The organism is Mesorhizobium abyssinicae (assembly GCF_049887195.1).
GTDB classification, from domain to species: domain Bacteria; phylum Pseudomonadota; class Alphaproteobacteria; order Rhizobiales; family Rhizobiaceae; genus Mesorhizobium; species Mesorhizobium abyssinicae.
Map to the genome: position 1 here is coordinate 21618 of NZ_JARAKC010000002.1, position 22279 is coordinate 43896.

General features: G+C 65.1%; 27 protein-coding genes. 13 read left to right on the top strand and 14 right to left on the bottom strand.

The window, feature by feature from the left end; genetic code table 11:
* The first annotated feature begins 86 nt into the window (after positions 1-86).
* The 4 genes from PU724_RS04570 (at position 87) to PU724_RS04585 (ending at position 5413) form a co-directional block, all read left to right on the top strand.
* Positions 87-1226, top strand: coding sequence for an acyltransferase family protein (locus tag PU724_RS04570; RefSeq protein WP_127287232.1), 1140 nt, complete (start codon positions 87-89; stop codon positions 1224-1226).
* A complete protein-coding gene (locus PU724_RS04575) occupies positions 1223-2332 on the top strand; it encodes a glycosyltransferase family 2 protein (RefSeq protein ID WP_354420545.1) in 1110 nt (369 codons plus the stop codon). The genes PU724_RS04570 and PU724_RS04575 overlap by 4 nt, the downstream gene beginning before the upstream one ends.
* Before the next feature lie 313 nt (positions 2333-2645).
* Positions 2646-3638 carry a glycosyltransferase family 2 protein gene (locus PU724_RS04580; protein ID WP_354420546.1) on the top strand — a complete coding sequence of 331 codons (993 nt, stop codon included), beginning with the start codon at positions 2646-2648 and terminating at the stop codon, positions 3636-3638.
* The gene (locus PU724_RS04585) at positions 3635-5413 is read left to right on the top strand and encodes an ABC transporter ATP-binding protein (protein WP_354420547.1); all 1779 of its coding nucleotides are present in this window, start codon (positions 3635-3637) and stop codon (positions 5411-5413) included. The genes PU724_RS04580 and PU724_RS04585 overlap by 4 nt, the downstream gene beginning before the upstream one ends.
* A gap of 67 nt (positions 5414-5480) precedes the next feature.
* On the opposite strand, the gene PU724_RS04590 is transcribed toward PU724_RS04585, so the two are convergent.
* From PU724_RS04590 to minC, 4 genes are all read right to left on the bottom strand, one after another.
* Positions 5481-6896 (bottom strand): coiled-coil domain-containing protein, encoded by a 1416-nt coding sequence (locus tag PU724_RS04590; protein ID WP_127286994.1) that lies wholly within the window; start codon positions 6894-6896, stop codon positions 5481-5483.
* Between the two features lie 505 nt (positions 6897-7401).
* On the bottom strand, positions 7402-7674 hold the full coding sequence (gene minE, locus PU724_RS04595) for a cell division topological specificity factor MinE (RefSeq protein ID WP_127286476.1): 273 nt from the start codon (positions 7672-7674) through the stop codon (positions 7402-7404).
* Positions 7671-8486: a septum site-determining protein MinD gene (gene minD, locus PU724_RS04600; RefSeq protein ID WP_127286477.1), complete on the bottom strand. Its 816-nt coding sequence runs from the start codon at positions 8484-8486 to the stop codon at positions 7671-7673. Before minD ends, minE begins: the two co-directional genes overlap by 4 nt.
* 115 nt (positions 8487-8601) lie before the next feature.
* Positions 8602-9360 (bottom strand): septum site-determining protein MinC, encoded by a 759-nt coding sequence (gene minC, locus PU724_RS04605; protein WP_127310578.1) that lies wholly within the window; start codon positions 9358-9360, stop codon positions 8602-8604.
* Positions 9361-9727: 367 nt separating this feature from the next.
* Between minC and PU724_RS04610 the strand changes: the two genes are divergently transcribed.
* Positions 9728-10183: a hypothetical protein gene (locus PU724_RS04610; protein WP_354420548.1), complete on the top strand. Its 456-nt coding sequence runs from the start codon at positions 9728-9730 to the stop codon at positions 10181-10183.
* Positions 10184-10254: 71 nt separating this feature from the next.
* On the opposite strand, the gene PU724_RS04615 is transcribed toward PU724_RS04610, so the two are convergent.
* Positions 10255-10716: a phasin gene (locus PU724_RS04615; RefSeq protein WP_354420549.1), complete on the bottom strand. Its 462-nt coding sequence runs from the start codon at positions 10714-10716 to the stop codon at positions 10255-10257.
* Positions 10717-11126: 410 nt separating this feature from the next.
* On the opposite strand from PU724_RS04615, the gene PU724_RS04620 reads away from it, so the two are divergent.
* Positions 11127-12284: a sulfite oxidase gene (locus PU724_RS04620; RefSeq protein ID WP_354420550.1), complete on the top strand. Its 1158-nt coding sequence runs from the start codon at positions 11127-11129 to the stop codon at positions 12282-12284.
* A gap of 126 nt (positions 12285-12410) precedes the next feature.
* On the opposite strand, the gene PU724_RS04625 is transcribed toward PU724_RS04620, so the two are convergent.
* From PU724_RS04625 to PU724_RS04635, 3 genes are all read right to left on the bottom strand, one after another.
* On the bottom strand, positions 12411-12836 hold the full coding sequence (locus PU724_RS04625) for a globin family protein (protein WP_354420551.1): 426 nt from the start codon (positions 12834-12836) through the stop codon (positions 12411-12413).
* 133 nt (positions 12837-12969) lie between these two features.
* Entirely contained in the window at positions 12970-13155 is a 186-nt protein-coding gene (locus PU724_RS04630; RefSeq protein WP_354420552.1) for a hypothetical protein, read from the bottom strand.
* Positions 13156-13189: 34 nt separating this feature from the next.
* Entirely contained in the window at positions 13190-13639 is a 450-nt protein-coding gene (locus tag PU724_RS04635) for a hypothetical protein (protein WP_354420553.1), read from the bottom strand.
* Positions 13640-14091: 452 nt separating this feature from the next.
* Here PU724_RS04635 and PU724_RS04640 point away from each other — a divergent pair, with 452 nt between their 5' ends.
* From PU724_RS04640 to PU724_RS04655, 4 genes are all read left to right on the top strand, one after another.
* Positions 14092-14745 (top strand): group I truncated hemoglobin, encoded by a 654-nt coding sequence (locus PU724_RS04640; protein ID WP_354420554.1) that lies wholly within the window; start codon positions 14092-14094, stop codon positions 14743-14745.
* Between the two features lie 211 nt (positions 14746-14956).
* The gene (locus tag PU724_RS04645) at positions 14957-15142 is read left to right on the top strand and encodes a DUF3606 domain-containing protein (protein WP_128346458.1); all 186 of its coding nucleotides are present in this window, start codon (positions 14957-14959) and stop codon (positions 15140-15142) included.
* The gene (locus tag PU724_RS04650; protein ID WP_354420555.1) at positions 15139-15324 is read left to right on the top strand and encodes a hypothetical protein; all 186 of its coding nucleotides are present in this window, start codon (positions 15139-15141) and stop codon (positions 15322-15324) included. The genes PU724_RS04645 and PU724_RS04650 overlap by 4 nt, the downstream gene beginning before the upstream one ends.
* Positions 15321-15698 carry a hypothetical protein gene (locus PU724_RS04655; protein ID WP_354420556.1) on the top strand — a complete coding sequence of 126 codons (378 nt, stop codon included), beginning with the start codon at positions 15321-15323 and terminating at the stop codon, positions 15696-15698. Before PU724_RS04650 ends, PU724_RS04655 begins: the two co-directional genes overlap by 4 nt.
* Here the strand turns inward: PU724_RS04655 and PU724_RS04660 are convergent.
* The 5 genes from PU724_RS04660 to PU724_RS04680 all read right to left on the bottom strand — a co-directional run bounded on the left by PU724_RS04660 (position 15655) and on the right by PU724_RS04680 (position 17241).
* Positions 15655-15876: a KTSC domain-containing protein gene (locus PU724_RS04660; RefSeq protein WP_127394276.1), complete on the bottom strand. Its 222-nt coding sequence runs from the start codon at positions 15874-15876 to the stop codon at positions 15655-15657. The genes PU724_RS04655 and PU724_RS04660 overlap by 44 nt on opposite strands.
* Positions 15877-15901: 25 nt before the next feature.
* On the bottom strand, positions 15902-16051 hold the full coding sequence (locus PU724_RS04665; RefSeq protein WP_127283928.1) for a hypothetical protein: 150 nt from the start codon (positions 16049-16051) through the stop codon (positions 15902-15904).
* Positions 16052-16097: 46 nt separating this feature from the next.
* Positions 16098-16382: a PRC-barrel domain containing protein gene (locus PU724_RS04670; RefSeq protein ID WP_354420557.1), complete on the bottom strand. Its 285-nt coding sequence runs from the start codon at positions 16380-16382 to the stop codon at positions 16098-16100.
* A 120-nt stretch (positions 16383-16502) separates the two neighbouring features.
* The gene (locus tag PU724_RS04675) at positions 16503-16697 is read right to left on the bottom strand and encodes a hypothetical protein (protein WP_292172226.1); all 195 of its coding nucleotides are present in this window, start codon (positions 16695-16697) and stop codon (positions 16503-16505) included.
* A 220-nt stretch (positions 16698-16917) separates the two neighbouring features.
* The gene (locus PU724_RS04680) at positions 16918-17241 is read right to left on the bottom strand and encodes a DUF2934 domain-containing protein (RefSeq protein ID WP_127283925.1); all 324 of its coding nucleotides are present in this window, start codon (positions 17239-17241) and stop codon (positions 16918-16920) included.
* Between the two features lie 247 nt (positions 17242-17488).
* Between PU724_RS04680 and PU724_RS04685 the strand changes: the two genes are divergently transcribed.
* Complete coding sequence (locus tag PU724_RS04685) at positions 17489-18712, top strand: acyltransferase family protein (protein ID WP_354420558.1); 1224 nt, start codon at positions 17489-17491, stop codon at positions 18710-18712.
* A gap of 143 nt (positions 18713-18855) precedes the next feature.
* Entirely contained in the window at positions 18856-20238 is a 1383-nt protein-coding gene (locus PU724_RS04690; protein ID WP_354420559.1) for an FAD-binding oxidoreductase, read from the top strand.
* Between the two features lie 69 nt (positions 20239-20307).
* On the opposite strand, the gene PU724_RS04695 is transcribed toward PU724_RS04690, so the two are convergent.
* The gene (locus tag PU724_RS04695; RefSeq protein WP_354420560.1) at positions 20308-20931 is read right to left on the bottom strand and encodes a TetR/AcrR family transcriptional regulator; all 624 of its coding nucleotides are present in this window, start codon (positions 20929-20931) and stop codon (positions 20308-20310) included.
* A gap of 216 nt (positions 20932-21147) precedes the next feature.
* Here PU724_RS04695 and PU724_RS04700 point away from each other — a divergent pair, with 216 nt between their 5' ends.
* Complete coding sequence (locus PU724_RS04700) at positions 21148-22272, top strand: alpha-hydroxy acid oxidase (protein ID WP_245493399.1); 1125 nt, start codon at positions 21148-21150, stop codon at positions 22270-22272.
* The last annotated feature ends 7 nt before the right edge of the window (positions 22273-22279 follow it).

Here is a 22279-nt window from a genome sequence, read left to right on the forward strand (position 1 = left end):
CGTGGAGGAGCTGAGCAGTTGGGCCTTCTGCTGACCGGCATTGATTTCTATCCAGCCTTAGCGGATGACGTCGGCGGAAGCCGCTGATGGCGAACGCGCGCGACATACAGCTCGATGCGCTGCGCGCCGTCGCCGTGACGATGGTGCTCTATGCGCATTTCCTGGCGCCCGGCGGGACGTCCTTCCTCGGCCATCTCGGCGTCCGGCTGTTCTTCGTTCTCTCCGGCTTCCTGATCACGCGGCTGCTGCTCGAAGCGCGCAATGACGCCGCGTTCGAGGCCGGGCCGGCGCTGCGGGCCTTCTACATCCGCCGCATGCTGCGAATCTTCCCGCCCTATTTCGCGGTGCTCGGCCTCGTCTGGCTGGTTAACCCGGACCAATCGTCGAGGGGATCGCTGGTCTGGCATGCGCTTTACCTCTCCAATTTCTGGTACGCGCTGCACAATGAATGGAGCCCTTGGGTCCTCTCCCATCTCTGGAGCCTGAGCATAGAGGAACAGTTCTATCTTGCTTGGCCACTGATTGTCTTGCTGGCGCCACCCCGGCGCCTCGGGTCGATCTGCATTGGCGTCATTCTGTTATCTCTGTCGTTTCGCTTCTATTGGCCGATCGTCGGCACCCCTGGCCCTGCACGCGACCTGCTTCCGCCGGCGTCGATGGATGCGTTGGCATCGGGTGCGCTGCTCGCCGCTTGGCGATCCAGAGCCGCCGACTTGCCGAAGTGGCTGCGGCTTGGCTGGCCGGCGCTCGCGGCCGCGTTTTTCGTCTTGCAGTGGTTTGGTCCGGTGCCGGAAAATCCCGTGCAGGAATGGGGCCGCTGGTTGCTCCTGGAAGTCTTGCCTCTCGCGCCGCTTTTAATGGTCGTTGCAAGCTGTTCGTCCGGCGTTGGCGGTTATCGGGGACGGCTTCTCGACCTTTCACCGCTGCAGGCCCTCGGCCGGATCAGCTACGGTGTTTATCTGTACCACAACATAGTCTTGGCGCTTGCCGTCATGTTTCAGCCCTGGATCCCCCTCAATGTCTCAGAACAGGGGCCGGGGCGGTTCCTGGTCGTGGGAACGGCTACTGTCATCGTGGCTTCAATGTCGTGGATGGTTTTCGAAAAGCCGCTCAATGGCCTCAAGCGGCATTTTCCCTATGTCGCGCGCGGGCGCAGCGCGGCGTGGTCCGGACGGCCGGCGGGCGGCCCTGTGCCGTCGCTGCAGCGAACGGATGCCAGACAATGACCGCCGCGCCGCTCGTTTCCGTGCTTTTGCCGGTCTACAATGCCGGGCCCTATCTCGCTGCCGCGATCGGCTCCATCCTGCGGCAGGACTATGTGCGCCTCGAAGTGATCGCGATCGACGACGGCTCGAGCGACAATTCGCTGGAAATCCTCGAACGCCACCGCAAGGCCGACAGCCGCGTCACCCTGATCTCGCGCGAAAACCGCGGCCTCGTCGCCACCCTCAACGAGGGGCTGAAGCTCGCCCAGGGCGAGTTGGTGGCGCGCATGGACGCCGACGACATCGCCTATCCGTGGCGCCTGTCGCGCCAGGTGGCGCTGTTCGCCGACCGGCCCGAGCTCGGATTCTGCGGCGCTGGCATAGACATGCTTCAGCACCGCCGCATCAAGAGCGGCGAGCTCGATCCGGTGTTCAAGATCGGCCGCATCCCAATCCTGTCGCAGTTCTTCACCATCTTCATGCACCCGACCGTGGTCTACAACCGCGAGGTCATCGGCGAAGACAGCCTGTATTACGATCCCGGCTACCGGCACGCCGAGGATTTCGACCTGTTCCGACGGCTGGCCGCCCGCTATCCGGCGGCGATGATGCCGGAGAATCTGCTCGTCTACCGCATCCATCCGGGCAGCGTGACCAGCCGGCATGCCAAGGAGATGCGCCGCACGCATCTCAGGATCGTGGCCGAAAACCTCGAACGCGAAGGCCTGGCAGAAGCGACGCGGGACCTTCGCGACATCGGCGAGGACGTCTCGTTCGACACGGTCGCCCGCGCGGCCCGGTTCATCGTCGCGCTGGAGCAGCGGATCGCCACGCTGCCGGACGAGACGCGGCCAAGCTTCGCCGCCGGCGCGCTCAACCTGTTCTATTTCCTCTACCAGCTCGTCGGCGACGAGAATAAGCCGCCGCTGACGCATGAACTCTTGACGCGGACGGCGAAGTGGGACGCCATCCGCCGCCGCGAGAAATACGCGCTCAGCCCCGGGCACTGGGCTCCCTGGCTCAGCCTCGCCTCGATCACCGCCGGCAAGAAGGCCGACTGGCTGGCCTACTATCTCAAGACCAGGCCGGAAGCCGAAGTGCTCAAACCGTATCGGGTGGGGGCATGAGCGCGTCACTAAAACTGCCAATCTCTCCGGCGCTGGCGATTGGCGAAAGCCGGTGTGACGGCCAATCTCCCCCCTTGCGGGGGAGATGCCCGGCAGGGCAGAGGGGGGTGCTGTCCCGCCGGCGTGTCAGCCATGGGCTTTCGCGGCGCAAGCCTGATCTTCGGTTGGAAAAAGCCAACGTCGAAGACCAGCGTTCCTTCCCACCCCCCTCTGGCCTGCCGGCCATCTCCCCCGCAAGGGGGGAGATCGGCGGCTTCGCCGTCGGCGCCCTCTTTACGATCGGCAACCATGACCACCCTGCGGGGGGCGCGGCATGAACCAACGACTGCCCCCGCCCGCCCCTGCCCGCCATCGGCCGGAGGTTTCCTTCGTCGTCTGCACGCGCGACCGCGTCGACGTGCTGGAGGCCTGCATCGCCTCGATCCAGGCGGCCTGCCTGGCTTATTCGGCCTTTCCGGCCGAGCTGGTGGTGGTCGACAATGGCTCGCGCGACGGCACGCCGGAACGCCTGGCCTCGATCGCCGAGAAATCGCAGGTGCCCATCACCGCCCTCTCCGAGCCACGGCCCGGGCTGGCGGCGGCGCGCAATGCCGGACTGGCGCGGGCGCGCGGCCGCGTGCTGGTGTTCGTCGACGACGACTGCAAGCTCGAGCGGACCTATCTCCGCGACCTGCAGCAGCATTATGCGAGCGGCGAGAAGTGGCTGATCCGCGGTGGCCGTGTCGAGCTCGGCGACGCGCGCGACCTCCCCTTCACCATCAAGCGCTGCGAGCAGCGCCAGCGGCTGACGCCGGCCGTCCATCCGGGCGGCTTCGTGCTCGGCTGCAACATGACCATGCACCGCGACGTCGCCGCCCGCATCGGCCCCTTCGACGAGCGCTTCGGCGCCGGCGGCGCGCTGCGCTCGGCCGAGGACACCGACTATCTGGTGCGGGCAATGCTGCTCGGCATGCCGGTCGAATATGTGCCTGACATGACAATTTTCCACCATCACGGCCGGCGCGACCGCAAGGCGATCGACCGGCTGCACCGCGACTATCATTTCGGCAATGGTGCGCTCTGCCTGAAGCATATCCGCCGCGCGCCCTGGCTGCTCAGGCATTTCTACTGGGCGGTGCGCGCGGCGCTGCGCGAGCTTGTCGGCGGCCCAAGGTTCGATCCCGAGCTCAGGCTGTCGCACTGGCCCGTCGTCGCCATGAACCTGGCGGGGGCGGCGAAATTCGCGCTGCTTGTCATCACCAGGCGGCCGGCCCCCGAACCGCTGCGGCGCGCCGAGCCCGGCGAAGCCGAGGCCAGGGCGCGATGATCCGGCCGTTGCCACCGGCGCTCTCGATCCTGCGGCGCGCGCTCGGCGGCGGGCTGCGGCGCCTGCTGCCGATCGTGGTGCTGCTCGGGCTTGCCGGCGCCGCGCTGGAGGGCCTCGGCATCGGCCTGATCATCCCGCTGCTCGGCATCATCATGGGTCATGGCGACGCTTCCGGCATGGGCGGTCTCTCCGCCCTGCTGCAGAAGGTCGGCGCCGGTCTCGGCGAGCGCGAGCGGCTGATCGCCATCTCGGCGGCGATCCTCGGCTCGATCCTGCTCAAGAACCTGCTCGGCTTCGCCAATACGGTGCTGACCGCCCACATCTACGGCAAGGCGAGTTTTTCCATCCGCAGCGCGCTGTCGGAACAGCTCTTGAGGGTCGGCTATCCCTTCTTCCTGCGCGAGAGCCCGGGCCGACTGCTCAACATCATCTCCAATGAATCCTGGCGCGCCTCCGACGCCATCCAGGCGCTGCTCGGCTCGATCGTCAGCGCCTCGGCGGCGATCATCCTGCTCGCCTTCCTGCTGCTTCTGTCCTGGAAGATGACGCTGCTGGTGACTTTGGGGCTGGCCCTTGTCCAGGTGGCGCATGCGATGCTGTCAGCCCATCTCAAGGCGCCGAGCCGCAGCGTCGCCTCGCGCAACAGCGCGCTCGCTTCGCGGATGCTGCATCTGGTGCATGCCGGGCGCCTCATCCGCATCTTCGGTCAGGAGGCGCGCGAGAAGGCGGCGTTCGACTGGGCCTCCGACGGCGTGCGCCATGCCGCCTTCGTGCTTTCGACCCGCCAGGGCGCGCTGCCGCCGCTGACCGAGGTTCTGCATGCCATGCTGTTCCTGGCGACGGTGATCGGCGCCTGGCTGGCCGATGTCAGCTTCCCGCTGACCGCCGCCTTCCTCATCCTGCTCTACCGGCTGCAGCCGCATATGCGGGCGCTGCAGATGTCGTGGAGCCAGCTGCAGGGGCTCTCCGGATCGCTGGAAGAGGTGACCTGGTTGCTCGACCCCACCGGCAAGCCGGCGCCGCCGCAGGGCAGCCTGCCGTTTCCGGGGCTCAAGGAACGCATCGCTTTCGAGGGCGTCAGTTTCACCTATGCCAGCGAGGAGCAGCGCGCGGCGGTGCTGCATGCCGCTACCTTCGACATCCGGGCGGGCCGTTCAACGGCGCTGATCGGCCGCTCCGGCGCCGGCAAGACGACGATCGTCAATCTTCTGTGCCGCTTCGTCGAGCCGGACGGCGGCGAAATCCTCATCGACGGCGCGCCGCTTGGCGAGATCGATCCGTCCGACTGGCGGCGCCACATCGCTCTGGCCAGCCAGGAGCTGGAGCTGGTCGACGGCACGATCCTCGACAACATCACCTATGGCCATGACACCGCGTCAGTGGAAGACGCCGAGCGCGCCGCGCGGCTCGCCGAGGCGCATGAGTTCATCGAGCGCCTGCCGCAGGGCTACGCCACCGTCGCCGGCTACCGCGGCGTCAACCTGTCGGCCGGGCAGCGGCAGCGCATCGCGCTGGCGCGCGCGCTGGTGCGCGACCCCGACATACTAATCCTCGACGAGGCCACCAACGCGGTCGACGGGCTGTCGGAAGCGGCGATCGTCGAAACGCTGAAATCGCGCGCCGGACGGCGCACGACGCTGGTCATCAGCCACCATCACTCAACGATCTCGTTCTGCGACGACGTGGTGATCCTCGACCATGGCAGGGTGAAGAAGCAGGCGCCGTTCGCCACGCTGGCCGCGCTCAGCATGGACGAGCTTTACCAGCCGGAGTGAGGGCGACGCTGAAACTGCCAATCTCTCCCCCGCGGGGAGATCGGCAGCTCTGCGGTTTTCGCCAATCCTAAGAGGCGTGCAGCCGGCGGCGCGCGCGGCGGCGGTGGGTGGGGTGCGCGGGGTCGGCGACCACGCCGGCTATCTCGACGACATTGTCCTCGCGGGTCCTGGCGGCGGTCACCCGGTGCAGGCGCTCAAAGGGTAAGAGCTCCTTGATGCGGGCATTGAGCGTCGCGACCTCGGCGCGCAGGTCCTCGCATTCCTGCTTCTGGATATCGAGCTCGATCTGCTCGGAGGCCTGCTGCAGCGATAGCTGCGAGAGATTGGCGTTGACGGCCGAGAGGTTCATCTTGTCGCTTTCGCTTTCGCTCCTCAGCACGGCCAGCTTCTCGTCGGCGATCTGCTTTTCGGCGAGTGCGTCGCTGGCCTGCGCCTTGAGCCTGGCGATCTCGCTTGCCGCCTCGCCGTTCTCGTTCGCGGCACGCTCCAGCCGCGCCTGCAGGTCCTGGATCTCAGAACGCAGGCCGCGCATCTCGGCCTGGCCGCGGGCAAGCTCGGCCTCGCGATCGGCCTCGGTGAGGCTGGTCGCCTCTGCCGATTCCTGGAGCCTCGCCTGGGCGCTCTCCAGCGCCTTCTGCAGCCGCGCCTCCTCCTTCTCGCTCCTGCCGAGCGCGGCGGCCAGATCGGTGATCCGCGCCATGTCGGTGGCGTGCATGGCCGCGACCTCGTCCATCTTGTGGCGCGCCTCGGCTTCGCGCTTCTGCGACTGGTCGAGGTCGACCGCCAGGCTGACCTGCTTTTCGCGCAGCATCTTGCTCTCGCTGGCGCTTCGGTTGGCCTCGACGGCTTTCGCCGAAAGCTGCTTGGCGATGTCGCCGAACTCGGCCTCGCGCCTGGCGCCGGCATTGGCCGCCTCGACGAGCTCGAGCCTCGCCGCGGCGAGCGCGGCGCGCAGCGCCTCGCGCTCCTGCACCAGGCTCGCCTCGCGCTGCTGCAGCGCCTCGAACGCGCCGTCGCGCTCGCGCTGCTTGCGCGCCGCCTCGACCAGTTGCTCCGACAGCGCCCGCTGCTCGCCGGAAAGCCCGGCATTGGTAAGTTCCATCTCGTTGGCGCGCAGGATGTCGCCATGCAGGATGCCGAGGAACTCGCGCGTCAAATGCTGCGAGGTGGCGATCTCCGAGAGCTTGCCGCTGATTTCCTCCAGGTGCCCCTGCGCATCGCGGAACAGCCCATCAAGGGCGCCAAGCGCGGCAAGCCTGGTCTGCGTGTGCGGGGTCAGGCGCTGTGGATTCTCGCCCGCTTGCACTTCGGCCTCCGGCCCTGGAGCGTCCTCTTCCGGCACGGAATCCGGCCCCGCGGCGCTGACCTCCTCCGACGATTCTTCGTCGAGGCACGCATCGAATGCTTCCGCCAAATCCGTCTGGAGCTCCTCGAAAGCTCTGTCCACCTCATCGGCACGCTTGATAAGTTTCTTGAAGTTCATGACCGAACACCTCCAACTCAAACGCACTTCGGATAATTAACGATTAGCTAATATGGGCTTCTACATCCCTCGCTTCCGCTAGGGAAGTCCCCCGATAGGACTAGCGCGCACGGCAAGAACGGCGCGACAGCGCCCGCCCGTGGCCTGCCGGACATCGCCCTCGAGGGGGAATCCGGCTGTCATGCCTGCCTGTCGCCAATTCATCGTTTGAGGAGTGAGTTGCTCGAAGTTTGAGGAGTGAGTTGCTCGAAAAGCTTCGATCTAGGGCGCAGGGGCCGGCCGACCAGAGGGGGGTGCGAAGGATCGCAGGAACCACTGGGGAGGCTCCGGTTCCTCGCCCCCACGAAGGCGGGGGAGAGGTGGCTCGGCGAAGCCGAGACGGAGAGGGGAGATGCGCCGGCCTTGAAATCGATCAGAGGGAACCCGCCGGCGTCGCAGGCCCCCTCTCCGGCCGCTGCGCGGCCACCTCTCCCCCGCCTCTGGCGGGGGAGAGGTAAAGCACCTGCTACCCCGCCAGCGCCAGCGGCGTGGCGCTCTTGTTGGGGATCTGGATATCGATTTCCAGCGTCGACATGGTCTTGCCGCGCTCCATCGAGACCTGGAGGTAATCCTGATCGATCTGCACATGCTTGGCGATCACCGCCATGATCTCCTCGCGCAGAATGGAGACCAGATCGGGCTGGCCGCGGCTCTGGCGCTCGTAGGCGAGCAGCAGCTGCAGCCGCTCGCGCGCCACCGGCGCGCTGGTGCGCCGCTTGAAGAGGTCGAGAATGTTCATGCCGCCCTCCTTCCGAGCAGACGGTTGAGCAGGCCCTTGCGCTCGAAGGGCACGACCACCGGCAGGTCTTCGCCTTCCAGTCGCCTTGCGGCGTCGATATAGGCCTTGGCGGCGACGTTGGCCGGATCGGCCAATGTCACCGGCGAGCCGAGGTTCGAGGCCCTCAGCACATCCTGGCTTTCGGGGATGATGCCGAGCAGCGGCGTCGACAGGATCTCCAGCACGTCGTTGATCGACAGCATCTCGCCGCGCGCAGCGCGCGCCGCGTCATAGCGCGTCACCAGCACGTGCTTGGCGATCGCCTCGCCCTGCTCGGCCTTCATGGTGCGGGCGTCGAGCAGGCCGATGATGCGGTCGGAATCGCGCACCGAGCTGACTTCCGGGTTGGTGACGATGACCGCCTCGTCGGCGAAGCGCATGGCGAGCTGGGCGCCGCGCTCGATGCCGGCCGGGCTGTCGCAGAAGACATAGTCGAACACCGAGCGCAGCCGCTCGATCACCTCGCCGACGCCCTCCTCGGTCAGCGCATCCTTGTCGCGCGTCTGCGAGGCCGGCAGCAGGAACAGCGTCTCGACCCGCTTGTCGCGGATCAGCGCCTGCGAGAGCTTCGCCGTGCCCTGGATGACGTTGACGAGGTCGAACACGACGCGCCGCTCGGCGCCCATGATCAGGTCGAGGTTTCTCAGGCCCACGTCGAAATCGACCAGCGCCACCTTCTTGCCGGTCTTGGCGACCGCGGCGCCCAGCGCCGCCGTCGACGTCGTCTTGCCGACGCCTCCCTTGCCTGAGGTGACCACCACTACCTTGCCCATGAAATGCCTCCGTTTGGCGATTGTTGTTTCGGCCGTGCCAGGCACGGTGTTGCAGGACCATCGCACGCGAAACCGGTCCCAGGCTTACGATTGCGCCGCCCCAGATCGGCCGGGGTCAGCCGAGCGGCACCACACACAGCACGTCGTTCTCGAGGAAGGCCTGCACCGCCTTGCCGCGCGAAACCTTCTCCATCTCCTCGGCGGTGGTGTACCAGCCGTCGACCGAGATCAGTTCGGCCTCGTTCCTGCGGCAGAAGACGCGCGCCGCAATGTTGCCGAGCGCGCCGGCGGAAGCGCGGCCGCGCAGCGTGCCGTAGACATGGATGGAGCCGGCGGCGACGATCTCGGAGCCGGACGCGACCGAGCCGAGAACGATGACATCGCCATGCGCATGGAAGATCGACTGGCCGGAGCGGATCGGCGTGCGCACCATCAGCGTGTCGCCGCCCGGCAGCGCGGGCTTCGCCGGCGCCTTGCCGTCCTCCGGCTTTTGCTCGTCAGCCTTGCCCTCTTCCGCCTTCTTGCGGCCGGGATGCAAGAGCAATCCGTCGCTGGTCGCCTCCTTGGCGCCGATCAGCTTCGGCGGCAGGTGCGAGCCAAGCTCGGCACCGCCATCCATCTCGATGGCATAGACGCGAATGCCGCGCTGGCCGAGCACGCCGACCAGCGAATCGATCGCCGCGACATCGGGCTTCAAGGTGTTGAGATCGAGCACCACCGGCCGCCCGGCAAAATAGCCCGGCGAGTTGCCGATCCAGCGGTCCAGGCTCTCCAGCCAGACATCCAGAGGCGCTTCGGGGGTGAGCGTGAAAGCGACGAAAGAACGGGCGCGAAAACGGATGGATTTGGTCTCGACGGGGGCTGCGAAGGTCACGGGAAGCGATTCCTTACTGATAGGTAAACGCTAGGGGCCGAATGGTTAACGAATGGTTAATTTTGGGGGTAAGGACCGTTAAGAGATGGCTTGGCTAACCTTTTGTGGCGGGGCGGCCACACGGGCGTCTGCGCGGCGGCGCCTGATCAAAATCATAAGATCGACGGACGCAAATTCGGTCCATATGCTGGGCGCAGCGCGACGGCGCGCGGCCAGGCTCGGCTTGGACACGTCCTGGCAGCTTTCAGCATCTTTGACGCGGCCCGATGAACGGCTGCAGCATGTGAAGTTCCTAATATACGCAGGTATGCCGCACCGGGCACAGTCTGACCCGGCTGATTTCCACCTTTTCGGAAGGAGACGGGGCATGCGCATCAATCAGGCAGGCAGCAGGCGCGAAGGCAGCAAGTGGGCAGGCAGAGCAAGCGCAACAATTGGCGCGCTGTTGCTGGCATCCCTTGCAGGATGCATGACGTACCGGACGAGTGGCAGAGACACATTCCAGACCAGCGGCATAGACGCATGGTTGACCGCGGCCAATGCCGACGCGGTCATCAATGCGATGGCAGCGAAGGGACTGATGCCGGCAACCATCGACTGCCGCTTCGACCACACCGTTCCGGGCCAGGTGGCTTACGCCTCGAAGTTCACCTGGCAGCGCGCTCCGGCTAACACACGCTATCATTGGGAAGTCGGCGATCCGACCTACCTCGCCAGCAAGGAAGTCAAATCCAACCGTGTTGGCCTACACCGCATCGCCGCGAAAATCGTCCGCGACCCCGCCACCGGCCAAAAGGTTGCATGCTCGATCTGGACGAATTAGTCCACTACGAATGGCCGGCGGCTGCCAGGCGCCGAGCCGGCGCGAGGCGCCAGCTCGGGTGCCTCAGGCAATCAGGCCGCCTTGCGTTCCTTCAGGGCCTTCTCCAAGGCGTCCTTGATCGGCTTGGATACGTCCTCGGTAGCCTTCAGCATCAATGCCTGGAGCGCCTTGGCCTGCTCGGCGGACTTTTCGATCTGCTTCTGCAGGAAAGCGGTCTGCAGTTCGAGGAACTCGGACGGCGACTTCACGGCCACCAGTGCTTCGAGGTGCGCGAAGGAGGCCTCTGCATTGGTGCGCAGAGCGGCAATCACCTGCAGGGAGACCTCGTTGCCGGTGGTCTTGGCCATCTCGAGGGTCGACTCAACGGCCTTTTGATTCGTTTCGGCTTCTGAACTCAATTTGGAAAATACTTCCTTCGACTGCTCGACGCTCTGTTCTGCGACAGCGCGGACTTGCTCGACAGCCTTGGACGGGTCGAAGGCAGGGGATTCGACGTTTTCGATGGTTTCGGTCTTGGCGGGGAGCTTGGACATTATTTCCATCCTTTTTCCAGGGGCGGCGGCCTCAAATCAGAACCGCCCCCTTGACGTACGAAACCGTCGCAACGGATTTATGAAGCCCGCATGAATTTGGGCGAGCGGGCTGCGTCCGGCGTTGCGCAAACAGATGCCATACCGGGTGTCTAATGCCACAAAGTACAATGCCACAAAGTGATCATGTCACGTCCAAGTTGTGGACACGTCCTCTTCATGGGCGCACTCTTGGATTGCGAAACGCAGTCTAGTTTCGCCCAACGCTTCACATGCTTGAGGTGCGTCGGTGATTGTCTCACCCGCCGGATACTTTCGGTTGGGCAGAGTTTTCATTGTGTCGCATATCCGCGGTCAGGCTACGGCCTAACGCACGTTGCAGCCTGCTCCGGAATCAACTGGGAGGTAACAACATGCATAGCCTTCAACGCAGAGAACTTCTCGTTCAAGGAAGTGCGGCTCTTGTCGCAATCGCTGCTCTCCATGCCTCGCGTCGGGCTTACGCTTTTCCAGCACAGGCGGGCGAGGAAACCATTCCGTGGCTGGATCAGCCGACCGAAAATCCCGATCCGGTAGGTATCCAAAGCCAGCTTGTCTGGGAGGATCTGGATAGCTGGATAACGCCAAACGACAAGTTCTTCAGCATCTCGCATTTCAATCGACCAACGATCGATGAAAAGACGTGGTCAATGGAGATCGGAGGGCTGGTCAAGAAGCCCTTGAAGTTGACGCTCGCCGACATCAGGGCGCGACCGCGCCAGGAGGTCGTGTTCACAGTGGAATGCTCAGGCAACCACGGGTTTCCTTTTTTCACCGGCGGCATCGGCAATGCACGCTGGGCAGGGACGCCGCTCGCGCCGATCCTCGAGGAGGCCGGCGTTCTGGAGAAGGGCATCGAGGTCGTCTTCTTCGGGACTGACGAAAGCGAGATCCCGATACGCGACGTCAAGATGAAGCAGAACTTCGCGCGCAGCATGTCGCTCGCCGACGCCATGAATCCCAACAATCTGCTCTGCTATGAAATGAATGGCGTCGCGCTGCCGGCGGCCAACGGTTTCCCGCTACGGCTCATTGCTCCGGGCTGGTACGGGATCGCCAACGTCAAGTGGCTGAAGCGCATCGAGGTTCGCGACACCAGGTTCATGAGCCTTCTGATGGCCCGCGACTATGTCACCATCCGGGAGGAAGACCACAATGGCGAGACCGTATGGACCGAGAACTCGGTGGGCCGAGCGCTGCTGAAGTCGGCCCCCGCGAAGGTCACCCGGAAAGGCTCGGACTACTCGATCATCGGGGCCGCCTGGGGGGCACCCATCGATCGGGTCGAAGTGCAGATCGATCAAGAGCCTTGGGCGCCAGCGACTATCGACCACAGCGAGGAGGCCGAACACGCCTGGAAAATCTGGTCCCTGACATGGGCAAACCCCTCGCCGGGAGAACACACGGTGACTTCGCGCGCGGTCAGCGCCACGGGCCAGATCCAACCAGCAATGGATGATCCCGTGATCGCCAAAAAGCATACGTACTGGGAGAGCAATGGCCAGGTGACGCGGCACGTCAAGATCGCTTGAGGAACATCGAAGCCCACAGAGTCGGAAAGCCTGCAGGAGGCCAACGACCTGGCGAAAATGGTCATGCCGACGCAGCTGCGCGGCATGACCATTCGGGACGTCCTCTGCAGTGCATCGCGCACTCCCTCAGGCGGCGATCTGCACCTCCCTCGCTGCCTCAATCATCACGCTCGCCAGCAGCCCATAGGCTGCCTCCCAGGCCTCGCGCACCGGCGGCGTGAAGGCGTCGCCGAGGCCGGCGGCGAGCGTCTCGATCAGGGCCTGGCCGACGATCGGGTAGTGATGTTCCTCGACGCCGTAGCCGACGTGGCGCCGGGCGAGATCGCGCACGGTGGGCAGGATGGTCTCGGCGCGGTCCAGCCCGTGCACGACGAAGCCCAGCGCCGCCATCACCTTGGCGCCCTGCTTGGTCATGTCGCGCTCCGGAAACAGCGCGAGCAGACTGCCGTCGATGGCGAACAGGCGTTCATAGAACAAGGCGGCTGCGGCCACGCGGATCGGGACGACCTCGCGAAAGCTGTCCTGGACAAGGCGTATTTGGTCGGGTGTCATCGGCGTGCTCCTGGGATTGGTTAGCGGCGACTTTCCCTCCACGGCGTTTCGCAGGGATGCCGCCGCTGGCGGCGACGTGTTTCAGCGCTGTCACAATCCGGTATCAGGCAGGCTGCCGCTTTTCGCGGCGGGATCAGATGCCGTTCTTGCCCCGCTGCTCCCTGTCGCGACGGTTGAGGAGGCCGACCAGATCGTCGGCGTCTTCGACGGGCATGTCGATCAGGGGGACGCCGTCCTCGACGACCGGCAAACCGGTGAAGACGTCGACGATGTCCCACGTGCCTTCAGGTGTCTCTTCTATGCCGTAGCGTTGGGGCATGGCGCGGGTATCTAGGGCAGGCGCGAAGGGCTGGCTAGGTGCCCTTTGCCGCCTCCTCGATCAATTCCGCGACCAGGTTGCGGAACTTTGCGTCAGACTTGTCGCCTATGTTTCCGACGTCTTTCGCTACCATCCCGGGGGCCGACACGGACACCGCTCCGCTCACCTCGACACTGACTGTGAACATCCTTCTGACCGCATTTTCCGATTGCCGCTTCCTGTAGATCTCGAACCGCATCGACGGTGTCGATGCTTTGACCAAGCGATCGGATGCGGTGTCTATGTCGAAAGCCACCTCGCCAGCGACCTCGGCATTGGCCGCTTGCAACGATGCAACCACGACGTCATCCAGCCAGGCCCTCGCTTGCGCTTCAAAGTCCGCCACAGGCACATTTCGCTCCGCAGCCCTCGCATTGTCGGCGCCTCTCCCCTTCTGATTACGGGCTTCCTTTCCGCGCTCAAGAGCTTCTTTGAACTTGGACATCCCGATGCCTCCGATCTTTCAGCGTATGAGGCCGGCCCGTCAGATCGGGCACGGTCCTCCCAATAGAACGCATGTGATCAGCGCACGTTGCGTCGTCGTTTTTCCAACCCCGCGCCCACCTGCACCCATAAAGCCATGGGATTGCTTGGGGTGAACGAGAAAGGCAGACTTCGCGTGATCCGCCGCCGGGTCGACAGGACGCATGAACCCCGGGGCGGCCTGATGCCATCGCGCCGACCGGGTGAGACTGCCGGATACAACGTCGCGATGCCGGCGATCGCCGCGCAATCGGAGCTGCGAAGCCAGCGGTGCGCTTGGTAGGCAGGGACCGTTTCGAGCCCCAACCGCGCCGGCATGGTCAATGCCGCTTGCAAACATGCCCCTCGCCTTCGCGCTGCAGGTCCTTCGCCCAGCCCGGCTCGAACGGAACTAGTCGGGCGCGGCGCTCGTTAATGCCGCGGACCATGCCGGGCAAGGCAAAGTGGACATATCCGAAAATCAAATTTGACGCCGCCACAACAAGCCGCGGCTTGCTTTGGCTCAACGCGAAGGAACCAGAGATGAAAACGGCTGTTTCGACCTCTCTCACAAGACGAAGCGTCGTCGCGCTGGCGGTCGCCGCCGCATCGACGACTGTAGTGGCCACCAACAACGCGCTCGCGCAGGAGCAGGCCAAGCCTGAGAAAAGCCTGTACGAGCGACTGGGCGGCGTGTTCGCCATCGCGGCGGTGGTCGATCACTTCAGCGACGCCATCGTGAAGAACCCGATCGTCGGCCAGAAATCCAAGAATGCGCAGCTGCGGAAATGGCACACCAAGAACCTCGAACGGCTGCCCGGCCTCAAATTCATGCGCACGCTGTGGGTCTGCGACGTTTCCGGCGGCCCGCTCAAGTTCGTGGCCACCAAGCCCGGCACGACGCCGCTCGGCCTCGAGGAAGCCCATCGCGACCTGCGGATCTCGCCGGCGGAGTTCGATGAGGTCGCGGCCGAACTCGGGCGGACGCTCGATCACTTCAAGGTTCCGAAGGCCGAGAAGACCGAGGTGCTTGAAGCCTTCGCCGCACACAAGGGCGAGGTTACCGCCGGCTACGACAAACAGGGCTGAAGCCCGGCCCGCAAGGCGATGCCCAATTATGTTGTCGCCGATGGCTTGCAGAGTGCGTCGCGCGCCGTCGCCAGTTCTGCTGCGGGAAATCGCGGCTGGCTCCGCCGCTCAAGGGGTGCCTGGCCGGCCACTGCCGGCCTACGCATGGAACCCGGGTCCGCGTGCCGGCTTTATTAGCCAGAGCGCAGCAACGATATCTCGGGAGAAACCAATGGCCGACGACAAAAGCAACCGCGGCTTCCGCGACCAGAGTCTCGTCTCAGCCGACGAGGAGTACGAGGTCAGATATTTCGCCAAGCAGAACCGCATCACGCCGGATGAGGTCCGCGCGCTGATACGCGAGCACGGCAATGACCGGAAAAGGCTGGCGCGGGAGGCCAGGAAGCTGCGCGGATGACGAAACTTTCCGATCTCGGGCCGCCCAACGCCGGCACCCGGCGCGGAAATCCTCCGGGCGGATATCCGGCCTGTCATTTCTATCTCTGCCCCAGATGCGGCCAGTCGGTCGACATGCGCGACCTGCGCCAGGTGATCTGGCATCAGCGGACCGAACATGAGCGGCTGGACATTGACCGATGACCAGGCGCGGACCCGCGAGAGGCGTTGGTGTCGGCGATGAGGTTGCCATCCATGCCACCGTTCTGCGGCGGATCGACGAGGAGCGCGTAAGTGTCAGTATTCCGACCTATGAGCATCCGCATTCATTAGCCGACCGCACGGCCAGGAACGGCCAGAACATCGAGCTGATAGGGGAAGTCACGCGCATCGATGAGCAGGCCGGCAAGGTGACGGTGAACCTGCGGCCGGTCGTGACGGTCGATCTGGACCAGGTGAAGCTGGTGACGGATACGAACCGCCCCGTCCCCCGGTGGCGCGTAACGACAAACCGGACTGAAGCCGGAGCCGCGGTCATTCGGGATCGGCGTTGCCGGCGGGCACGAGACGGTGGCTGAAGCGATTGCGGATGTGGTCGTTGAAATACCGGCCCTTGGCGAAGGCGGCCCGGAATGCCGCGAACGTCTCCGGCGGAACACCCTGAAACTCATAGTGCTTGCCGCTTGCCACGAACCATACCGAGAGGATGCGGCGTTCCGGATCGTAATCGGTCTTGCGTATCGAGGTTGACGGCATGCCTGCCAATTCCTGGTCTTGCCGCTCAATGCCGCTTGAAATACTGCACCTCGCGCTCGTGCTTCTCGGCCGCCTCGCGGCTGTCGAAGGTGCCGAGGTTACGGCGGCGGCCGGTCTTTTCGTCCTTCTTGCGCGAATAGAGCCGGTACTTTCCGGATTTGAGTTTTCGGATCATCGTGTTTCTCCCGAAGAGGAAGGCCCGGCCGTGCCGGGCCCCTCTTTCAGTCCTGGTGCTCGGGCATGTCCTCGAGCTGGTCCTTCGTCCAGAAGGTGACGGCGTGGACGTCGCCGTCTTCGTTGCGCATGAAATCGAGCTGGGTGGCGGGAACGGAGACGGGCTTGGCGCCGATGCCAAGGAAGCCGCCGACGTCGATGACGACCTGGCTGCCATGCATGTGGTCGACGGAGCCGATCTTCTCGTCGTCAGGGCCGTAGATGGTCGCGCCTTCGAGGATGGCCGGGGTCAGCTCGGCATTGGTGAGCCTTACGTGGTTGGTGTGATCCATGGCGTGGTCTCCTTCGGGGTTATGAAGGATGAACCTGCGAAGGCACCAAGAGTTCCGACAGAACAGAGGACGTGGTCAGCACGGGCCAAGACGGCCCCGCCGGCCACCGGCGAAAGGCGGCTAGCGGCGCGGTTGCGGTCTCGCCACCGTCTCCGAAGGGCTCTCCGAGAGCCGGGCCGAGCGCTGCTCTCCAAGCCGCGACGACCTCTTCTTCAGTTTCGGCTCCGCTTTGGGGATCGGCGCCTTGGCGATCAGGTAGTCGGCCCGATTTGTCCGATAGTCTTCCTTGTGCACAGACGTTTTCGGCATAGACATTTTTGATCTCCTTGCAGAGATCAACGCACAGCGACGCCACCCTGTTCCCGGCTTCCTCAGCAACCCGGAGCTATTTGTTCGTGCGTAGTTGCGGGCGGAAGGCCGTCGCTCATTTTTCCTGAGTTGCAAGACGGAAAGCCGCCGCGCATTTTCCTGGAATTGCTTTCGCCAAGCGCCTATTCCGGACGAAAAACCGCCACGCACTTTTCCTGGAATTGCTTTAGAGCCGCCGTCTCGCCTTGAGGCTGCGGGCGGCGGCCTCGATCGCGGCGCGGTCGCTGCCCAGCCTGTCGATCAGCTCTTGCGCCTCGTCGCCGGTTATGCCGGTGCGCATGGCCAGTTCCTCGACCGTCAGTATGTCGGTGCTGGCGATCTTGCGGGTTTCCGGCAGGGCGTCATCGGCCGTCAGCGGCAAGGCCGCCTCGCGGTCGATTTCCGCCTCGGCCTGGCTCCAGTGCCGGTCGTGATTGCCGAACAAACGGCCCTCGCGTTCCCAGATTTCATAGGCACGCTGCCTGATCTTCTCCAGCCGATCGTCACCCATTGTCGGTTCCTCCATTTCAGCTTTTGCTCAAACGCCCGGCGCGGCCGAACGATCCCAGGAATCTACGCAATCATCGGTTGATGCCCGGATGATCCAGCATCCGAAAGCGGTAGCGCGGTGCATATGGGTATATACCTATGCGCCTGTTCTTTTCCCGGCGCGACACGCCTAGAGTCCGGCCACGGTGTGGCAACCCGGCGGAGCAACACGTGCCGCTACATAAAGCACGTGACCCTGGACTGACCCGATGAGGGCTGTGTTCGCATTCGTCACCCTGGGGCTGGCGGCGCTGGCCGCAAGCATGCTCTTCATGCTTCTTCTGCGGGCCTATCCGGCCCTCCATGGTGACCGGGGCCGGCTGCCCGGCTCGCCGCTGCCGGGGACGGCGAGCAATCGAGTGGCGGGGGTCTCGTCACGGATCGGCGAGGAATACGAGCTCACCACCAGGCAGATTTCGGCGTCGCGGGAAAAGCTGTTCTGGAACAATATCCAGATCCTCAGGCTCATAGCCGCCTATGGCATCGTCTACGTCCATCTCGAGCCTGTCTTCATCGCCATCGGCGCCGGGTCGACCATCGTCGATATGCTGCGCTTCGGAACCGACCTTTTCCTTGTCGTGTCGGGGTTCCTTTCGGCACATGTGCTCAGCCGTCCGGGCAGGACGGCGCCGGCCTATCTGCGCGACCGGGCCATTCGCATCCTGCCGCTCTACTGGCTGTTTACGCTGGCGGCCTTCTTCGCCAAGGACTGGGTGACGGGCTACGGCACGCCGACCGTGCGCGAGCTGGTGATGTCGATGCTGTTTATCCCCTATGGACCTTATCCGATCCTGCATCCGACCTGGACGCTGGTGATCATCGTCCAGTTCAGCCTGGTCATGGCCGCCTGCCTTGCGGTGAGCCGTCGCAATGCCGCTTACCTGGCCTCGGCCTTCGTCGTCCTGCTTGTGCTGCTCGGCAGGATGTTCCAGCCGGAGAACCCCGCGCTTGCGGCCTATACCGATCCGATCCTGATCGACTTCGCCTTCGGCGTCCTGATCTACAAGGCGCTTGGAGGCGAGCAGCGCTGGCCGGCGCAGGACCGCGCCGTCGGATGGGCGCTGCTGGCGCTCGGCATCGGCATGGCGGCGGTGGTGCTGAGGCCGATGTTCTGGGCGGACCTGCCACGGCTCGTCGGGCTTGGCCTGCCGGCAGCGCTGCTGCTGTTCGGTACGGTGATCCTGGAGCGGTCGGGCCATGTCGTGCGGTCGGCGTCGGTCAATTTCGTCGCCAGATGCACCTTTGCCATCTATCTATGCCACCAGTTCGTCAATGGTGCGTCCGAGAAGATCGTGTCGCTCGACCCGACCTCGCGCGTCGTTCATGTCCTCGTCCTGGTGGCCACACCCCTGCTTGTCACCATCGTCGCCGTATTCATCTTCAGCTATGTCGAAGCGCCTGTGACACGCCATCTCAAAGGCCATTTGGGCTAGCCTCGGCCTCAGATGATGATTGTCGTCGGCATTCTACTTGGCTAAGCCACCGGTCAAGTGTGAGCGGCCAGCGCATCACAGCCCAGCGCGGTTGTGAATGTGAGGTCATTTGCCGTCAGAGCGCCCAAACCCCTGGAGCCTGCATGTCCCTCCTGCCTTCCCTCCGCGCCGCCTGCCCCAACGCCACCGTCTGGGACTCCACCGAGCTCGCCTCCCGCGATCCTGGCTTCGATGCCCGCAATTTCGGCGCCACCGCGCTGGTGCGGCCGGTCGACACCGCAGGCGTCGGGGCGCTGGTCAAATTCTGCGCGGCGCGCGGCCTCAGCCTCGTCGCCCAGGGCGGGCGCACCGGCCTGACGGGGGCCGCTGCGACTGTGGAAGGCCAGATCATCTGCGACCTCGGCGGCCTGAACAGGGTTGAAGGGATCGACCCGTTCGGGCGTGTCGCGATCGTCGGAGCCGGCACGCCGCTCTCGGTGCTGCAGGAGGCGGCGGCCGCGCATGGGCTCGATCCCGGCATCGACCTTGCGGCGCGCGGCTCCTGCACCATCGGGGGCATGGTTTCCACCAATGCCGGCGGCATCATGGCCTTTCGCAACGGCACGATGCGCCATCGCGTGCTCGGCCTCGAAGCAGTGCTGCCCGACGGCAGCATATTTTCCGACCTGACGCGGGTGCTGAAGACCAGCGCCGGTTACGATCTTAAGCACCTGTTCATCGGCGCCGAAGGCACGCTCGGCATCGTCACCCGCGTCGCCCTGCGGCTCGATCCGGTGGCGGGCGCCAGCGCCACGGCGCTGGTCGGCGTGCCGGACGCGGCCAGCGCGCAGCGCATCGTGCGGCATTTCCTCGAGCGTACCCAGACGCGGCTCAACGCCGCCGAGATCCTGTGGCAGCGTTTCGCCGCCGCCATGAACCGCATGCTCGGCTTCGCGCCCGGCCAGCTGCCGCTGGACGCCCCTTGCCTGCTGGTGCTCGAGCTCGGAGCGGACAGCGTCGAGGCCGCGCGAGAAGCGCTGGAGGATGGGCTGGCGGCGATCTGGGAGGAAGCCGGCATCGTCGACGGGCTTGTCGCCAGCTCGGTCGCGCAGGCCGAGGCGATCTGGCGGCTGCGCGAGGAGACCGAGATGATCGAGCGCATGCACCATCTGCCGCCTTCCTTCGATGTGTCGGTGCCGGCGGGCGGGCTCGATACCTATGTGGCGCGCATCGAGGCCGGGTTGAAGGCAGTCGACGCGACTTATGCGCCCTACGTGTTCGGCCATCTCGCCGACGGCAATCTGCACATCTCGATCAACACAGACGGGCCGGTCCCGCACGCGCTGCACGAGGCGATCGAGGACGTGCTCTATGAAGGCTTGCAGGCAAGCGGCGGCTCGTTCTCGGCCGAGCACGGCGTCGGCCTCGACAAGCGCGACGCCTATGAGCGCCACGTCGACCCGGTCAAGCAGGCGCTGGCCAGGGCGATCAAGGAGATGATCGATCCGGCTAATGTGATGAATCCGGGGAAGATTATCGCCGGCTAGGGTGGTGGGCGTTGCGCTCTGAGAAACCGGCCCGAGGCACCCTCCTCTGGTCTGCCGACCATCTCCCCCTCAAGGGGGGAGATTACTCGCTCCATCGATTTCGCCGATCGCCAAGGAACCTGCCGGCTGTCCCATCACCAGCCGCTTCGCGGCCTCCGCTGCCGCCGTGCAGTAGTCGCGGTCGCCGTGTACGAGGATCATCACCATGGCGCCCTCGACCAGCAGGAACAGCTCTCGCGCCCGCTCGCAGGGCGACGGCACCTTCGCCTCGGCAAGCAGGCTCGCCAGCTGCCGTTCCATCAGCGCCTTGTGCTCGCGCGCCATAGAGCGCGCGGGATGGCCGTTAAGGTCGGCGAGCTCGATCGCGAGGCGAGTGAAGCCCGATCCCGCCCAGCGCGGCTTGGCCGACCATGTGGCCAGTCCCTTGAACAGCTTGTCGATCAGCTGCTCGGCGCCGCCCGACAGGTCGATGCCGTAGGTCTGGAACTCGGCGAAGGCGCGCTCGTGCTGCGAGGCGAGCACCGCCGTCAGCAGCGCGTCCTTGCTGTCGAAATGGTAGTAGAGCGTCTTCTTGGTGACGCCGGCGGCGACCGCGATCTCGTCCATGCCGACGCGGAAGAACCCCCGGCGGCGAAACAGCTTGTAGGCCGCCTGCAGTATCGCTGGTCTGGTCTGGTCGGACGATCGGGGCACGGGGCTGGGAGCGCTCGAATGTATACTCGCTAGTGAGTTTACATCGCCGGCGACGGCGCATTCAATGGGTCGGCACTATCAGCAATGGCTAATATTCGTTGGGAGACGACGATGGACAGGCTGATCAACGCGGTACCCGAACTCCAACAATCGAGTGAAGCAGCAGCGGTTGGCGACCGGGCCAGGGCGTCACCCGCGCCGGCGCCGCTCAAGGGCATGACCTGCATCGAGGACCTCAGGCAGGCTGCCCGCCGGCGCGTGCCAAAAGCCTTTTTCGACTATGTCGAGGCCGGCGCCTATTCCGAGCAGACGCTGCGCGCCAACCGCGCCGATCTCGAGCGGCTCACATTCCGCCAACGGGTGCTGGTCGATGTCGCGCAACGCGACACCGCGACGACGATGTTGGGCGAAAAAGCCGCGCTGCCGATCGCGCTGGCGCCGATCGGCTTAGGCGGCATGCAGTGGGCCGATGGCGAAATCCTCGCCTGCCGCGCCGCGCAGACCGCCGGCGTGCCTTATACGCTCGGCACGATGTCGATCTGCTCGATCGAAGACGTCGCCGAGGCGGTCGCAAAACCATTCTGGTTCCAGCTCTATGTGATGAAGGATCGCGGCTTCGTGCGCTCGCTGGTCGAGCGCGCCATCGCCGCGCGCTGCGGCGCGCTGGTGCTCACCGTCGACCTGCAGGTGCTGGGCCAACGCCACGCCGACATCAGGAACGGGCTTGCGGTGCCGCCGTCGCTGAAGCTGCGCAACATCCTCGACATGGCGGCGAGGCCGGGCTGGGCCTGGCGCATGCTCAGCGCCAGGCGCTGGACGTTCGGCAATCTCGCCGGCCATGTGAAAGGCGAGCGGGGCGTCAAGGAACTGGCCGACTGGGTGTCGCACCAGTTCGACGCGACGCTCAACTGGAGCGACGTCGAATGGATCCGGAGCATCTGGCCGGGCAAGCTCATCATCAAGGGCATCCTCGACGCCGAGGACGCACGCACCGCCAGCAAGGCCGGCGCAAGCGCCATCGTGGTGTCCAACCATGGCGGCCGCCAGTTGGACGGCGCGCCGTCGACGATCTCCAAGCTGCCGCGGATCGTCGAGGCGGTCGGCTCAGAAACCGAGGTGCTGTTCGACGGCGGCGTGCGCTCGGGCCAGGACGTGATGCGGGCACTCGCCCGCGGCGCCAGCGGCTGCCTGGTCGGACGGGCCTATATTTACGGCCTCGGCGCCGGCGGCGAGGCCGGTGTGGCGACGGCCATCGAGATCCTGCGCAAGGAGCTATCCGTCACCATGGCGCTGACCGGGACGAGAAGCGTCGACGAGATCGACGAGAGGGTTCTGGATTAGCGGGGCA